At 40.3% G+C, this 14630-nt stretch carries 16 protein-coding genes; 6 read left to right on the top strand and 10 right to left on the bottom strand.

Annotation, left to right across the window (positions count from 1 at the left end):
- Positions 1-4: 4 nt before the first annotated feature.
- From BMY70_RS13405 to BMY70_RS13390, 5 genes are all read right to left on the bottom strand, one after another.
- The gene (locus tag BMY70_RS13405; protein WP_143072096.1) at positions 5-970 is read right to left on the bottom strand and encodes a hypothetical protein; all 966 of its coding nucleotides are present in this window, start codon (positions 968-970) and stop codon (positions 5-7) included.
- Between the two features lie 56 nt (positions 971-1026).
- Positions 1027-1320, bottom strand: coding sequence for a DUF3861 domain-containing protein (locus BMY70_RS13400; RefSeq protein WP_090335706.1), 294 nt, complete (start codon positions 1318-1320; stop codon positions 1027-1029).
- A 138-nt stretch (positions 1321-1458) separates the two neighbouring features.
- Positions 1459-1677 carry a hypothetical protein gene (locus tag BMY70_RS30670; protein WP_143072095.1) on the bottom strand — a complete coding sequence of 73 codons (219 nt, stop codon included), beginning with the start codon at positions 1675-1677 and terminating at the stop codon, positions 1459-1461.
- A 67-nt stretch (positions 1678-1744) separates the two neighbouring features.
- Positions 1745-2695, bottom strand: a complete 951-nt coding sequence (locus tag BMY70_RS13395; RefSeq protein ID WP_090335705.1) for a helix-turn-helix transcriptional regulator — start codon at positions 2693-2695, stop codon at positions 1745-1747.
- Positions 2696-2710: 15 nt separating this feature from the next.
- Positions 2711-3724: an LLM class flavin-dependent oxidoreductase gene (locus BMY70_RS13390; RefSeq protein WP_090335704.1), complete on the bottom strand. Its 1014-nt coding sequence runs from the start codon at positions 3722-3724 to the stop codon at positions 2711-2713.
- 497 nt (positions 3725-4221) lie between these two features.
- Here BMY70_RS13390 and BMY70_RS13385 point away from each other — a divergent pair, with 497 nt between their 5' ends.
- From BMY70_RS13385 to BMY70_RS13375, 3 genes are read left to right on the top strand one after another with little or no spacing between them, the layout of a single operon-like run.
- The gene (locus BMY70_RS13385) at positions 4222-5409 is read left to right on the top strand and encodes a T9SS type A sorting domain-containing protein (RefSeq protein ID WP_090335703.1); all 1188 of its coding nucleotides are present in this window, start codon (positions 4222-4224) and stop codon (positions 5407-5409) included.
- A gap of 15 nt (positions 5410-5424) precedes the next feature.
- On the top strand, positions 5425-7059 hold the full coding sequence (locus BMY70_RS13380) for a DUF1800 domain-containing protein (RefSeq protein WP_090335702.1): 1635 nt from the start codon (positions 5425-5427) through the stop codon (positions 7057-7059).
- Between the two features lie 10 nt (positions 7060-7069).
- Entirely contained in the window at positions 7070-8590 is a 1521-nt protein-coding gene (locus tag BMY70_RS13375; RefSeq protein WP_090335701.1) for a DUF1501 domain-containing protein, read from the top strand.
- 27 nt (positions 8591-8617) lie between these two features.
- Here BMY70_RS13375 and BMY70_RS13370 read toward each other — a convergent pair whose 3' ends face one another.
- The 4 genes from BMY70_RS13370 to BMY70_RS13355 form a co-directional block, all read right to left on the bottom strand.
- Positions 8618-8896 (bottom strand): hypothetical protein, encoded by a 279-nt coding sequence (locus BMY70_RS13370; protein ID WP_090335700.1) that lies wholly within the window; start codon positions 8894-8896, stop codon positions 8618-8620.
- A 358-nt stretch (positions 8897-9254) separates the two neighbouring features.
- The gene (locus tag BMY70_RS13365; RefSeq protein ID WP_218148626.1) at positions 9255-9689 is read right to left on the bottom strand and encodes a DUF2141 domain-containing protein; all 435 of its coding nucleotides are present in this window, start codon (positions 9687-9689) and stop codon (positions 9255-9257) included.
- Between the two features lie 17 nt (positions 9690-9706).
- Positions 9707-10162, bottom strand: coding sequence for a DoxX family protein (locus BMY70_RS13360; protein WP_090335698.1), 456 nt, complete (start codon positions 10160-10162; stop codon positions 9707-9709).
- A 61-nt stretch (positions 10163-10223) separates the two neighbouring features.
- Positions 10224-10817, bottom strand: a complete 594-nt coding sequence (locus tag BMY70_RS13355) for a Crp/Fnr family transcriptional regulator (RefSeq protein ID WP_090335697.1) — start codon at positions 10815-10817, stop codon at positions 10224-10226.
- 103 nt (positions 10818-10920) lie between these two features.
- Between BMY70_RS13355 and BMY70_RS13350 the strand changes: the two genes are divergently transcribed.
- Positions 10921-11151, top strand: a complete 231-nt coding sequence (locus BMY70_RS13350) for a hypothetical protein (RefSeq protein ID WP_143072093.1) — start codon at positions 10921-10923, stop codon at positions 11149-11151.
- A 56-nt stretch (positions 11152-11207) separates the two neighbouring features.
- On the opposite strand, the gene BMY70_RS13345 is transcribed toward BMY70_RS13350, so the two are convergent.
- Complete coding sequence (locus BMY70_RS13345) at positions 11208-11801, bottom strand: peptidylprolyl isomerase (protein WP_090335695.1); 594 nt, start codon at positions 11799-11801, stop codon at positions 11208-11210.
- A gap of 139 nt (positions 11802-11940) precedes the next feature.
- Here BMY70_RS13345 and BMY70_RS13340 point away from each other — a divergent pair, with 139 nt between their 5' ends.
- Both BMY70_RS13340 and BMY70_RS13335 read left to right on the top strand, forming a co-directional pair.
- Positions 11941-14061 (top strand): Tex family protein, encoded by a 2121-nt coding sequence (locus tag BMY70_RS13340; protein WP_090336481.1) that lies wholly within the window; start codon positions 11941-11943, stop codon positions 14059-14061.
- A gap of 79 nt (positions 14062-14140) precedes the next feature.
- Positions 14141-14599, top strand: coding sequence for an SRPBCC family protein (locus tag BMY70_RS13335; RefSeq protein ID WP_090335694.1), 459 nt, complete (start codon positions 14141-14143; stop codon positions 14597-14599).
- Positions 14600-14630: the final 31 nt, after the last annotated feature.

The following is a 14630-nucleotide window of genomic DNA, read 5'->3' as shown; positions in this document are numbered from 1 at the left end:
TGTTTTACCTTTCGTATTGAATCCGGTTCAATGACGAAATCAGGCTCTGCATGTCCTGATCGACCGATCGGATCGTGGATTGTAGTTGATTCAGCATGGTAGCGCGCGTATGCAATTTGTCTGCATCGTATACTCCGCCCTTTTTAAATAAAAGCTGCACAGTTTTGTCATCCGTATCATTGTCTAGCTCGAATTTTTTCCATCTTGCTTTTGTGGTTTGAACAAGTGGTTCCTTTTGGCTGTTACTGAAATGCTTATCCCTTAAAATATACCAAAGGAAAGGCGAATAGACTGATGACTTTTCTGGTTCAAACCATATATCTTCCAAAACATTGCGGTCGTGGATATATTTGATTTTTTTACCCGCCGGTTTAATGGTGAGAATTCCAAGTCCGGCTGAAACAAGCCCGCCGCTTATACTTATAACGTTTTGCGCAGAATTTTTACTGACCGCCACTGCCGCTACTGTCGCCAGTGCCCCAATAACGATGGAAGCTCCCGTCAGCCTTGCAGTTCTCTTATCATTCATATTATCCAGATAATTAGCAAAAAGATCTGCACGCTCACCTTCACAGTCCAGTTCTGCAGATATTCCGGAAATTTCGGTGGTTAGTAATAGCAGATGATTCTGAATACGGCTGCTGATTTCCAACAGTTTTAGCCGTCCCGTTACAGATGAATCTTTCTTGGCTTCCAGAATCTGGTTGGCCAAGCCAAGCGTTCCTGTTGCATTAGCCATCAAAATATCATGGTCCGACATCGTCTTAGCCAGCCCATGGCTGTTGACCAAAATAGAGTCTGTGTTTGTAAGTGGAAGGAAATCTGGATTGTATGTGTGGGGAGCGGTAGGGGAACAATACTGGCTGGAAATATTGAGCTTCAAATGATTAACAACATTCGCGTTACGGCACGACGGCACCGCGAATAACGTAAAAATTGTGAAAAGAAATTTTGAAGAGACTTTGTGCATAGGTAGGAATAAAATTGGCCGCCTTGAAGATAGAACAAACCAGTTTTATTTAAAAACTACAACGATTTCAGCTTTCTCATAAAAATCCTGAAAGCAGGAAGCATTTCTTCAAACAGGGGGTTACTTTTATTTTTAATCATGATTTCACTGAACATTTTTAAGCCTATTGCAAATTCCACAGCTTGTTTCTCGTCTCCAAAAGGATTTTTTTCTTTCAAAATTTCAACAATCTGAAAGATGTTATCATGATTTTCGAATTCCAGGTCCAATGCTTCCGGAAGCGCAGTTTCCTCCTTTGAACTTGACAGATATTCTAGCTGAAAACGGTATCTATTGGTACGTTTTTCCATCTGATTGTTACATTTACTTTCAGATAGAAAAGTAATTCGGGAGATTTTAGTTCAAAATATCCCTATTGGTGTTTTGGTTTGGGAACGCGCAGGATTAGCCGTATCACGGTGATTGCCTGTAACATGGGAACCTGCCTCTTATGATTGAATATCGTTCGGTCTTTGTTCCTGTATAGATGTAAGTGATTGTTTCAACGAAGTGAAGTTTGACGATATTTCTTTCCCGATAAGTTCGGCAGGCCTGTTTTTTAGCCATTCCACAATTGTTTTATTAGCCCGATAATTGTATGAGGCAAAGTTTGATGTCAAATAAGTGAGGCTACTTTCCAGTGATAGTTGTGCTGATTCCCTTGACATGATCGTTTCTGTTTTAATGCATGACAAAGTAAGCGAAGCGCCATGACAACAGTATGTCAGCAGTGTCTCAGCAATCTTTGAGATTATTGATAAGAAACGTCAGTCTTTTTTTTATATGGTCTGAAAGACCGGAAGGCTGTACAATGACGGCGAATTCGGCAAACATCACAAACCATCTGGCGAATCCATCAAGAGAGGCACTTAGAAAAGTGATTTCGTAATCGTCACCAACTTTCTTTTCGGAAACAAATCCGTAGTAGTGTTTTTGTTCCTGGATATACCGGAGGATTTGTTTTTTTACTCTAAGAATGATCAGCTGAAGGTTTTCAAGTTTCGGTATACTAGCAAGATGATCTTTCAGCGAAGCATGTTGTCTGCTGAAAATCGAATCTGTCAGCTCAATTTTCGACATTCGATCACATCTGAAGTTTCTATAATTGTCTCTTAATAAACAGAATGCAACAACATACCAGTAATTATGCTCATGGTAAATTCCTATTGGTTCGATTTCCCGACTGGTTATGTCATCCGTATTAAATGCTGAATACTGTAGTCGTATCACTTTTTTTTCAGAAATTCCTTTTAAAAGAATTTCAAGAGTATTGTTGAGGGTAGGATTAAATGCTTCACGTTGGTGCCTTACTTCGATATGTTGCTCCATATCTTCCAACAGGTTTTTTTCCGCACTTTTAAGTACGGATTTTATCTTAAACATCGCTGACTGATGGTGAGACCTGGTAGATGAATCTGTAAATTTTTCCATCAGTTTTTCCGCTGTGATGAAAGTTCTGGCTTCCTCCTTCGTAAACATGACGGGAGGGAGACGATAACCTTCCATGATCGAATAGCCAACACCCGCTTCACCAATTATGGGTACGCCGGCTTCTGCAAGTGTATTCATATCGCGATAGACTGTCCGCAAACTGATCTCAAATCTTTCGGCGAGATCCTGGGCTTTAACAATTTTTCTGGATTGAAGTTGGATGAGTATGGCGGTTATTCGGTCGAAGCGGTTCATGGCAAATTGATTATTTCAATTGGCAAATTTATTCAAATTAAATACTTCGGCTACTAATTCAAATGAACGTTTTCTGCTTTCAAAGCTATCTGTCATCGTCGAAATGATAATTTCATCAACATCAAAATCATTGGCAAGTTTCGTAAGCTGCTCTTTCACGTCATCCTTCGTACCTGAAATGATCCTTCCGCTATTGTACTTTACACGTTCAAGCTCTCCTGATGTGAAATTGTAATTTTTCACCACATTACTATTTGGGAAAGGTCCGAACTTTCCTTTTTCGAATTCAATCAAAATATAATCCATCATTTTCCTCATTAACCTTGCCTCTTGCTCAGTCTCACCGCAAATCAGAAATATCGAAAGCATCGCATGAGGCTGCTCATATTGATGTGATGGCCGGAAGTGTTTCCTGTAAGTGTCAACGACTTCTGGGTTTGCAAATCCGTTTATAAATTTAGCAACCGCGAGTCCGAGTCCAAATCTGGCAGCAATTTTACTGCTCCCGCCACTCGAACTTAGTATCCATTGCATTGGAATTGTTGCAGATTGCGGAGTGGCATAGATAAAACCACGTTCTGTTCCTGCCGTATCCTGAAAAAAGTGTTGCAGGTGTTCGAGCTGCCTGATATAGGCGGGTTCACTAAAATCATTCGAGGGATTTAGAAGGGACGAAGTAATTCGGTCTGTTCCAGGCGCTCTTCCCATACCCAGGTCAATTCTTCCAGGGAAAAGCGTTTCAAGCATCCTGAAGTTCTCGGCCACTTTTAAAGCACTATGGTTGGGGAGCATGATACCGCCGGATCCGATTCTAATATGTTTTGTAGAATCAGCAAGCTTAACCATCAGCATTTCGGGAGCTGAACCTGCAATAAACGTGGAATTATGATGTTCAGAAACCCAAAAGCGACTATATCCAAGTTCTTCCGCAAGTTTCGCAGTCTCAACAGTTTCCAAAATAGCGCCTCGTACATCGTCCTGATTTCTTACGACAGACTGATCCAGAATTCCAATTTTTAAATTTTTCATGACTACTTGTATGTTTTTAATACAACACGATATGTAGAACTTGTATTCCAGTACCTCTGAAAATTGTTTTCTTTTACTTTCCTGCTAAGAATAATCTAATTTTGTAAAATCATATTGCAATCCGTGCGAATTTTAAAAATTTTTAAATAATAAAAATTTTTTGCTCCGATTTTCTTCCTAGTTTCGCATGGTATTGTAATCCCATCCAATCTGTCCGTTCTAAAAAATCAACAAGTCGATGTTGAGCAAAGGTCTGTGTAAAGCTTTTACACCGTTTGGCTCTTTGTTGTGTCTTTGCACAATGTTTGTAATTAATTGTATTGACTTGTAGAAATATTATTACATATATTTGTGTAAATATTTTTTTAAAATTTGTAGAATATTATTTAAGGATTAAAATTGCTTAATCGTAGTTTTGGTATACTTTTTGTAGAAGTATTTCTAACTATTCCAGGCGCAGCTAACCCATTAATAACAAAAGCGTGCATCTCAACGTAATGGAAAGGATTTACAAGCAGATTAAGGTTTTGGCAGGATGTGCCTTATTGTTTACTACACAAGCCGCATTAGCACAAAGTGGAATTGTGGTTACAAAGAGAACGGCTCCGATCGGAGTGGTCAGTTTTTCAACTTCGTCGGTCGTCAGCGGGATAAGTGACGCCAAACATATAGACGGTTACGTTAAGAAATTTGGCTCTACCAATTTTATTTTTCCGGTTGGTGATAACAACATTTATCGTCCGTTTGCGGCAGCAGCTGATGGGACGACGGGTGCTTATTTTCTTGAAAATCCGAATGGAGCTGCCGTACCATCGGGTGGACCTTTTAATATCTCCCTTAAAGAAAATTCGGTCGCCTCGGTGAGCCCGAGAGAGTTTTGGGACATAGATGGCACCAACCCCACGCGAATTACGCTTACCTGGAATGCAGCCAGTAACGTAGGTTTGCTTACAGGAAGCGTTCTTGATGTTTTGACGATCGTAGGCTGGAATTCAGGGAACGGACGCTGGGAAAAAATAAACTCGGTCGTTGATCAATCATCTTTACTGGGAGGAAGCAGCACACTAACATCTGGTTCTATAACGTCGAGTGCTAGTATCGTACCAAATACGTACAGTATTTACACCCTCGCTGCGGGAACGTCCACACCATTACCCGTAACGCTAATCAGCTTTAAGGTTTCGCTTGATGATGCTTCAAAAGTACGGCTTGATTGGCGGACAACATCGGAAGAAAACAGCCAACGATTTGAAATTCAACATAGTGTTGACGGTAAAACCTGGATTGAAAAGGGGCGTATTGACGCTGCGGGCCAAAGTTCTACCAGTATCGAATACAGTTATTTTGATGTAACTCCGGTTACCGGAGAAAATTTGTACCGTTTAAAAATGGTAGACCGGGATGGAACTTTCGCTTACAGTAGAATCGAAAGTGTTAACCTGGAAGGCATTGCTGCTATATTTTATCCCAATCCTGTTTCTGATAAGCTATTTTTGAAGCTCTCAGATAAATCCGCTGTTAAAGGTATAACACTCAGAAATTCCCTGGGTAACAGTGTATTCTCCGCATCCTCAATTCCCGCTGGTGGCATAGATGTTAAAGGTTTAACATCAGGACTTTATCTCGTCCAGGTTATATTGGAAAACGGTACATACAGCACCCAAAAGATCTTAGTAACAAAGTAACAAGCCTGGAATATTATGGCCTATTTGAATACATATACCACTCCGTTAACGGCAAGTACCGCGGCTCATTTGCTTCGGCGTGCAACATTCGGTCCTACAAATCAGGAAATAGTGGACTTTACAGGTAAGACTGCAACAGAGGCAGTTGATCTGCTCATTAGTAATGCCACATACCGCGCTTCGCCGCCACCTCCCGTAGAAATGGATGAAACGAGGGCGGATGCTGGACAAGAGTTTTTAACGAAGCCCTTTTATGGAGATCGGACATACGATTATTTTCTCTTTATTAGATATTGGTGGATTGGATTAATGACCGAACAGAATGGTCATCCGTCCGTTCTGGAAAAGCTGAGCGCTTTTTGGCAAAATCACTTTGTTGTAACGCATTCTTCTACTGGTGATTATCGCTTCACAGACCGTTACTTGCGGTTTGTCAGAGACAACGCTATGAGTAATTTTCGAACACTTGTCATTGGTATCACCAAGGATCCTGGAATGCTGGTTTTTCAAAATGGAAATGAAAACAGCAAAGAAAGCCCGAATGAAAATTATGGCCGGGAATTGCAAGAACTTTTTACGGTTGGGCAGAAGGATTTCGCAGGAAATGCAAACTATACAGAAGATGATGTAAAGGCTGCTGCACGCGTGTTGACTGGCTGGCAAGTCAACAACCTGTGGGTGGAGGGATCTACTACATTCGGATCGGTTTTTACGCCTGCACGACACGACACGGAAAATAAATCTTTCTCGGCCAAATATAATAACGTAACCATAGCAGGAAGAAGTGGCTCGACAGCAGGCGATGCCGAACTTACAGATTTAACCACGATGCTTCTTAATCATCCTCAAACACCGAGGTTTATTTGCAGGAAATTATACCGCTGGTATATAAACCCTAATGTAACACAAGAGATCGAAGATAATGTGGTTATTCCGCTGGCCAATTTTTTTGCGAGCTCTGGAAATAATTATCAGATAGTACCTGTGCTTAAGCGATTGCTGACAAGCGATATCTTCTTTGAATCAAAGAATTTTGGAGCAATCGTAAAATCTCCGGCAGAATTTATGATCGGTATGTTAAGACATTTCAACTTGCCGGTTCCAGATATCACCACAGAATATACAGCGTTCAGAAAGATGATGGAGTTCCAGGAATGGGCTATGTCAAAAATGCAATTGAGATTTTTAGATCAACCATTGGTTTTTGGCTCAGTACCCTATTATCAAACAGGGTTTTCGAAAAACTGGATTAATGGAACAACGCTTGGTCTTCGTGGGCAACATTCTGATGCGATGGTTTATCCTTGGCTTGAGATAAAACCAGGATACATGCTTGGACTGGATTTTTTAAAATGGATTAAACAAATACAGCCAAATTTTAGTGACGTGGCCGGCACCGAAGCCGTTTCTTGTGAGATTGTATTTGAGGAACTTTCCAGAAATTTATTTGCAATTGAGCTATCACAAAGCCAAAAAAACTTTCTTATCGATACGATAATGATGCGCAATATTCCAAGGGCCTCTTGGAAATTTGAATTGAACGCTTTCAGAACTTCGCCGAATAATGGAGATGCGCAAAATCCAGTTTTGTGGCGTTGTCAATCGCTTATGAAGTATATGTTGAGAATGGCTGAATATCAAGTTTTTTAATGTTAATCTGATGAAAAGAAGACAGTTTCTTACCGCAGCGTCGTCAATGCTTTTACCGATCATGGTTGATGGGTTTGGTGTTAAGTCATTAGCTAAAAATTCGGCATTAGTTCAATCCTTAATGAAAACGAAAGCCCTGAATTCAGACAGAATTCTGGTGATTATCTATTTGAGTGGAGGAAATGATGGTTTGAATACAGTAATTCCGCTAGAATACTATTCGCAGTACATGGGTTTGCGTAGCAATATAGCTATTCCGGAAAATAGAGTTCTTGGGCTTTCAGGGAATGCTGGTACTGGTTTTCATCCATCAATGACAGGAATGCAGGCGTTATACAATGAGGGGAAACTTGCCATCGTTCATTCAGTTTCTTATCCAAGTCCGAATCAATCACATGTAAGATCTTCGGATATCTGGATGACCGGTGTGGACGCAAATCAATTTTCTTCCGCCGGGTGGGCCGGGAGATATTTGAATGACCGTTTCGCCGGTTATCCTCAAAATTATCCAAACGCAGAAATGGAAGATCCTCTGGCTGTCCAGATTGGATATGTGGGAACTACAACTTTGCTTGGAGATAATCAGTCTATGGGGATTACGTTAAGTAATCCAGACAGTTTTTATCAGCTCATAGGTACTCAGACACCAAACCAATCAGATCTGCCGTGCTGCGATGCCGGCGAACTTATTTCATACGTTAGAGAGCAGCAGCTCCTGGCGGTTGGATACGCATCAGAAATACGTAATGCGGCTAATGCCGGAAGAAATCTGGCAACATATCCGGCAGCGTCCGCCGCAAATGAGTTGGCTGAGCAGTTAAAAATCGTTGCCAGACTTATACATGGCGGGTTAAAATCTAAAATATATTATGTGGAACTCGGAGGTTTTGATACGCACGCCGGTCAGGTAGGAACAAATAATACCGAAGGCTTGCATGCACAATTATTAAAAAAACTTTCTGATGGAATTGCTGCGTTTCAGAATGATTTAAAGTTGCAGGGTACGGAGGATAAGGTTATTGGGATGACTTTCTCAGATTTTGGACGAAGAGCAACTTCTAATGCCTCCAAGGGTACTGACCATGGTGTCGGAGCACCGATGTTCGTTTTTGGAACAGGTGTAAAGAGACAGGTGATTGGCACCAATCCGGATCTTGTTAATGGCTTGTTACCTGTTAATCCACAATCCTGGGAAACCAATAGAGATATCAAAATGCAAATTGATTTTCGCCGGGTTTATTCGGACATTCTTAATGATTGGTTTGGAACAGTTCCATCGAAAACGGATCAGCTTCTGTTTAGAAACTTCAAGACTACCTCGTTATTTTCTGATACCATACAAACAATCGCTTCGGGCGCCTGGGCTAATCCGGAAATCTGGTCAAATGGTAGAGTGCCGACCGTTAGTGAAAAAATAGTTGTGAATGCCGGACACATTATTGACGTTGGGCAAAATATCAATGCAAAGAGCTTGGAAGTCAATGGAGAACTCAAATTTCTTGGGGACTTTATTGTAAATATTACTGGATAACTGTCTGTCCCTGAAATGTTTTAAAAATTAATGCCAGTTTTGATTGCCCAGATATAAGGCAAAAAGGCTCAGAATTATACCCGGAATAGCTAAAAGTGAGACAACCAGTTTTGCCCACAACAGCTTATTTTTGTGTTTAAGACTGAGGCCCGTTGCCAGAACTATAACAGGTGTCATCGCAAGTAGTAACCAGGATCCTAAATTATTGCTTGAAACTGTTTGGTCTACGAGACCTTCTCCCAGGAAGTAAAAGACTATCAATGCGAAAATCGCGTCGATGCTGAAAAATAGCCAGAAGAAGAACATAGTTGCAGGAGGTTTAGGTACGTTTCTTCGCTAAATGAAAACGTTGATAATGTTATTGGGGAAAGTTAGTACCCGTATAGTGTCATTTCAAAATTGGCTTATTCAATGGTTGCGTAATTTATTTTATGGAAATAAATACTTATCGATCGTAAACCAATACTTATAACCTGCTCAGTTCTCTGACTCGCCTGACCTGCATATAACCTATGATCTAATTAGTTTCCATCTCAATCTACTTGTTGTAGATTGAGCATTTTAATTTCTGTGTCAAAAGGTCCAACTATTTTATGCTGCATTCTTTCTTCATGGTCACGATCAGATAATTTTCATGACTAGTTAAGATAACTGTGCTAAATACCTATTTCAAACGGATTGAAATTGTGGAAGGATTATCTTTGACTTCAAAGGAAGCTTCGTCAAAATTTGCAGCCCGGGTTGCCGGGAGGACATTATTTGAAAAACCATATTGTTCTTTCGGGATTCCCAAAAAGTTTGTATCCATTTCTTTGTTGCCGTTTTCGTCGAGAAACATGGAAATCGCATATTTGCCTGCCGGTATTTTCTCAAACACAACGGTTACTTCTTTTTGCTGATTCACGGTAACGAGCTTTTTGAAAATGGGATTATTTCTCTCATTGTAACTGGCCTCGCTGTTATACCAGCCAATCATCAAATTCCCCCTTTTAGCCTTAATATTACTAATACTTATGGTATGGCTACTTGCCTGACCAAATCCTTTTTGGAAAACGAGAATGGAAAATGTTGTAAAAAAGGCAATTCGGAGAAGATTCATGAAGTTTGATTTAATCATTAATAACCTCTTACAGAAAAATACCATACCCAAAGAATCAGGAAGATCTGCATGGGTACACGGAACCATAAATAATTTGTACTATTTCCATCATATGTACCTTTTTGATAATCAAGACGATCAATGGCGGCTTTAATATTTGCTGGTAATATAAGGATAAAAAACAGAATCAAAAGGATACCGCTTGTATATCTTCGATCAGGAAACAGCAGTGCAATACCACACAGAATTTCGAAGATTCCAGTTATGAAAATGATTTCTTTTTTCATCGGCGAAAACTTCGGCAGCATTTTCTCCATTCCTTTCGAAAATTTGAAATGTCCAAATGCAGTGAATAGCAGCATAACAAACATTGCGATATTTCCACTTTCTATCATTTGCCAATCACCGGAAATTATTCTCTGGATGGCAAGACTTGTGGTAAAAGCAGCAAATAGTACAATTAAAACAATCATGACACGGTTCTTTAGTTTATACAAACTTGACCAAATCAGATTTAAGAGACAATAACATATGTTAGTTTCGACTGTATTGCTTTCTTATACGACTTAAACTTTCAGGTTGAATTCCCAGAAAAGAAGATAAATGCTTTACAGAAATTGACTGTACCAATGTCGGATTTTGTTTTAACAGGTTAGTATAACGCTGTTCGGCAGTGAGCGAAAGTAAATCCATCTCCCGTCTTATTCGCTGGATATATTGTTTTTCTGCAATCAAACGTCCTATTCGCTCTCCTGATTTATATTGATCATAAAAACTGATAAGAAATTTTTGAGGTACAACAAATGCTTGCACAGGATCGATTACCTCGATCGAAAACGGAGATGGTTCTCTGGTAATAAGGGAATAATATGCCGAAACAAACTCGTTCTCAAAATGAAATCCCACTGTAAACTCTTTGCCATCTTTTGAGAAATAGTTACGCGTAGCACCTCGGAGGATAAAAAATATGTAGTTTTCCACCTGCCCCTCCAGACATAAAAATTCACCTTTCTCAAAACTCTTAAATACCAGATTTTTACAAAAAACGTCGAGTTCGTTGTCTGAAATTGGGGCAAGAGTTCTCAATTTTTCTTCCACTTTTTTCAATGCGTGTATGCCGGGCTCCATTGAATTGAAACTTTATCTTTTTGGGTTGATGACTGATTACTGGGACGAAATTCGGCATAGTTTTTTATATACAGCCTGTAACATCAACAAACTAAAAAACATTATGTTAGAATTTCAATACAATGATTTGTTCGGTTCAATCATGAACGACATACCGGATAAACAGATGCCGGATAGTTATCCGAATACTCAAAATCCTACGATTATGCCACCCATGAATCCAACTCCGGATATCCCAGGGACGGATGCACCAGAAGTAGTGCCGGGAACAAATATTAGACCCCAGACGGAAAATGAGGATGACGTACCTGCGAAAGATGGCGAACCTTCCTGATTTTTAACTTGCAATAAATCTTTTTAAACGATATTTATATGAAAAATAGATATCGTTTACTTTATTCTTTCCATACGGATAATTTTAACAGGCTCTTTCAAGGTTTGTGCGGCTTCAGACGATCCAGTCTGTCCGGATTGAATTTTGTTAACAGTTTCCATCCCGGAAATTACTTTTCCGAAAGCTGCAAATCCTTGTCCATCAGCATTTCTTTTGCCCCCGAAATCAAGTTCCTGCTGATCCGTAACACATATAAAGAATTCTGAATCGGCAGTTCCGGGCGCGGTTCTGGCCATTGATAGTGTCCCTTTTAAATGTTTTAAGCCTGTAATTTTTGTTGTTTCGTGAAAAATCGGAGGCAGGTTTTTCGTAGTATCATCCTTAACTCCTCCCTGAATTACTTCAATTTTTACTTTGTTATCTGGTTGATTATCGAGTCGTACAACACGGTAAAAAATTGCTCCGTCATATTTTTTCTGGTCCACATACCTCATGAAATTTTCACATGTGATCGGCGCGTTTTCAGGATCCAGTTCAATCTGTATATTGCCTTTATCAGTTTCCATTAAAACTTTTTGCGCATTTGAGGCTGTGAAAATGGTCGTTGCACAAAGTGAAGCAACGATCACGCTTCTATAAATGAATTTCATAAATTGTGGTTAAGGTTTTCTATTCTGCAATTTGTGCATTATATTAATTAAAATCTCTTTGTTTAATTCAAAATTGTGGGTTTGTTTTGAAATCACTGACTACATTTACGATCCGGATTATCACCAGTTAAAACGAATTATGAATTACCCCCTGATTGCCCAACAGACTAGTATTTCAGAAAAACAAGTACGTAATACAATACAATTATTTGATGAAGGTGCAACGCTTCCTTTCATCTCTCGTTACCGGAAAGAAGCTACGGGTGGACTTGATGAGGTACAGATTGGTGCTATAAAAGATGCGTATACAAGACAGCAGGAAGTCGAGAAACGGAGAGAGGCGATTTTGAAAAGCATTGAGGATCAGGGGAAATTAACACCTGAACTTCGCAAACAAATCAGTGGCGTTTATTCTCTTGTTGAGCTTGAAGATATTTATTTACCCTACAAACAAAAGAGAAAAACCCGCGCATCAATGGCCGTGGAAAAAGGCTTGGAACCATTGGCGCAACTGATTTTTTCAGGTAAAACACCTGATCCTGAGCGTCAGGCGCTGACTTATTTAAATAGTCAGGTCGAGAAAGTGGAAGACGCATTACAAGGTGCCCGGGATATTATCGCCGAATGGATCAGCGAAAATCAGGATGCACGAGGAAGGGTTCGCTCGGTTTTTCAAAGAGGGGCAGTAATTACTTCAAAGGTCAAAAAGAAAAAAGAAGAAGAAGGAGTGAAGTATAGGGATTACTTTGATTTCTCCGAACCACTTTCTAAAATACCCTCTCACAGGCTGTTGGCGTTACGACGGGGTGAAGAGGAAGGTTTTCTAAGCGTAGACCTTTCACCGGACGAAGATCAGGCAATAGAAAACCTTGACCGGATTTTTTTGAAAGGCACTCCCGGAAGTAAAGATCAACTTGAACTGGCCATTACGGATAGCTACAAAAGATTGCTAAAGCCAGGAATCGAGACGGAATTTTCAAATCTGTCCAAAGAAAGGGCGGATCAATATGCTATTCAGATTTTTACAGAGAATTTAAGGCAATTACTATTGGCTTCGCCGCTGGGACAAAAAAATGTTCTGGCAATCGATCCGGGTTACCGTACAGGTTGCAAAGTTGTTGTGCTCGACAGTCAGGGAAATCTCCTGGCAGACAAAGTGATTTATCCGTTCGATAAATCTAATGACGCCAACACGACCTTATCAGATCTGATTCAGAAATATAAAATTGAAGCCATCGCTGTCGGCAACGGAACAGCCGGACGCGAAACCGAAGACTTTGTGAAAAAACTTTTGTCATCGGCTGGCAAGGAAAACGAGATCGGTCTTTTTATGGTCAGCGAACAAGGTGCGTCGATCTATTCGGCTTCAGACGTTGCCCGAGAAGAATTTCCAGATAAAGATGTCACCGTTCGTGGCTCGGTATCAATCGGCCGCCGTCTGATGGATCCGCTGGCTGAACTTGTTAAAATTGATCCAAAATCTATTGGTGTGGGGCAATATCAACACGATGTTGATCAAAATGCATTGAAGAATGCTTTGGATGTAGCCGTAGAAAGTTGCGTAAATTCCGTAGGCGTAAATCTCAACACGGCCAGTAAGCACTTATTGCGTTACGTTTCGGGCCTGGGACCCGCTCTGGCGCAGAATATCGTGGATTTTCGCGCGAAAAACGGCAATTTTAAATCGCGGCAACAATTGTTAAAAGTGCCTCGCCTCGGTGCTAAGGCTTTTGAGCAGGCTGCCGGATTTCTTCGTATTGAAAATGGATCTAATCCACTGGATAACAGCGCGGTACATCCTGAAAGTTATCCAATTATTGAAAGAATGGCAAAGGACTTAGGCGCTACGGTAAAAGACCTTGTCCAAAAGCCGGAATTAAGAAAGCAACTTAATCCGTTGCTCTATGTAACTGAAACTGTTGGACTTCCCACGCTGAAGGATATTTTACAGGAACTTGAAAAACCATCGCGCGATCCAAGGACGCCAGTGAAAAAATTTGAATTTGATAGTGCTGTACGCAAACCTGAGGACTTACGCGTTGGCATGGTCCTCCAGGGGATTGTTACGAATATTACTGCATTCGGCGCTTTCGTAGATGTTGGCGTAAAACAGGACGGGCTGGTACACCTTTCTCAAATGGCTGACCGCTATGTAAAAGATCCCAACGAAATTGTCAAGCTCCAGCAAATCGTGACGGTGAAGGTTAGCGAAGTTGATCTTGGCAGAAAAAGAATAGCGCTTAGTATGAAGGGATTGTAGAGCCAGCCTTTCAGAGCGATCCGGCGGCATAATTGTTGAACAATTTACAAAAAATCAAAATTTAAATTTTTGTCCATTCATGCAAGAATTACAATTTACGCAGCACCTGCCGATTTCACTGGACGAAGCATGGTTGTTTTTTTCGAATCCGGCTAATCTGAAGGAAATTACTCCGTCGCATATGGGCTTTGTTGTCACCTCTAAATACCACGGTGAAAAAATGTATCCAGGCCAAATTATTCGATATATTGTGAAGCCAGTATTAGGCATCCCTTTAAAATGGTGTACGGAAATAACGCATGTTGTCGACAGAAAATATTTTATTGATGAGCAGCGTTTTGGGCCGTACGCATTTTGGCATCATCAGCATCATTTCATCGAGGTGGACGGCGGCGTATTGATGCGTGATATTTTAAACTACAAAGTCCCTCTTGGATTTTTAGGAAACATCGTTGATGCTGTTTTTATAAACAACGAAGTGAGGGGGATTTTCGAGTACCGGAAAAAAATCTTGACGGAAAGATTTGGATCTTTATAATTGATTATAAAAAATGGCTGCAAATTTATTT

This window comes from Dyadobacter koreensis (assembly GCF_900108855.1).
Taxonomy (GTDB): domain Bacteria; phylum Bacteroidota; class Bacteroidia; order Cytophagales; family Spirosomataceae; genus Dyadobacter; species Dyadobacter koreensis.
This window is presented reverse-complemented; position numbering and strand designations above follow the sequence as displayed.

What these genes read in the sequence shown, in the direction of transcription:
- BMY70_RS13405 (WP_143072096.1), bottom strand. Translation starts at nt 970, where the DNA reads ATGCACAAAGTCTCTTCAAAATTTCTTTTCACAATTTTTACGTTATTC.
- BMY70_RS13400 (WP_090335706.1), bottom strand. Translation starts at nt 1,320, where the DNA reads ATGGAAAAACGTACCAATAGATACCGTTTTCAGCTAGAATATCTGTCA.
- BMY70_RS30670 (WP_143072095.1), bottom strand. Translation starts at nt 1,677, where the DNA reads ATGTCAAGGGAATCAGCACAACTATCACTGGAAAGTAGCCTCACTTAT.
- BMY70_RS13395 (WP_090335705.1), bottom strand. Translation starts at nt 2,695, where the DNA reads ATGAACCGCTTCGACCGAATAACCGCCATACTCATCCAACTTCAATCC.
- BMY70_RS13390 (WP_090335704.1), bottom strand. Translation starts at nt 3,724, where the DNA reads ATGAAAAATTTAAAAATTGGAATTCTGGATCAGTCTGTCGTAAGAAAT.
- BMY70_RS13385 (WP_090335703.1), top strand. Translation starts at nt 4,222, where the DNA reads ATGGAAAGGATTTACAAGCAGATTAAGGTTTTGGCAGGATGTGCCTTA.
- BMY70_RS13380 (WP_090335702.1), top strand. Translation starts at nt 5,425, where the DNA reads ATGGCCTATTTGAATACATATACCACTCCGTTAACGGCAAGTACCGCG.
- BMY70_RS13375 (WP_090335701.1), top strand. Translation starts at nt 7,070, where the DNA reads ATGAAAAGAAGACAGTTTCTTACCGCAGCGTCGTCAATGCTTTTACCG.
- BMY70_RS13370 (WP_090335700.1), bottom strand. Translation starts at nt 8,896, where the DNA reads ATGTTCTTCTTCTGGCTATTTTTCAGCATCGACGCGATTTTCGCATTG.
- BMY70_RS13365 (WP_218148626.1), bottom strand. Translation starts at nt 9,689, where the DNA reads ATGAATCTTCTCCGAATTGCCTTTTTTACAACATTTTCCATTCTCGTT.
- BMY70_RS13360 (WP_090335698.1), bottom strand. Translation starts at nt 10,162, where the DNA reads ATGATTGTTTTAATTGTACTATTTGCTGCTTTTACCACAAGTCTTGCC.
- BMY70_RS13355 (WP_090335697.1), bottom strand. Translation starts at nt 10,817, where the DNA reads ATGGAGCCCGGCATACACGCATTGAAAAAAGTGGAAGAAAAATTGAGA.
- BMY70_RS13350 (WP_143072093.1), top strand. Translation starts at nt 10,921, where the DNA reads ATGTTAGAATTTCAATACAATGATTTGTTCGGTTCAATCATGAACGAC.
- BMY70_RS13345 (WP_090335695.1), bottom strand. Translation starts at nt 11,801, where the DNA reads ATGAAATTCATTTATAGAAGCGTGATCGTTGCTTCACTTTGTGCAACG.
- BMY70_RS13340 (WP_090336481.1), top strand. Translation starts at nt 11,941, where the DNA reads ATGAATTACCCCCTGATTGCCCAACAGACTAGTATTTCAGAAAAACAA.
- BMY70_RS13335 (WP_090335694.1), top strand. Translation starts at nt 14,141, where the DNA reads ATGCAAGAATTACAATTTACGCAGCACCTGCCGATTTCACTGGACGAA.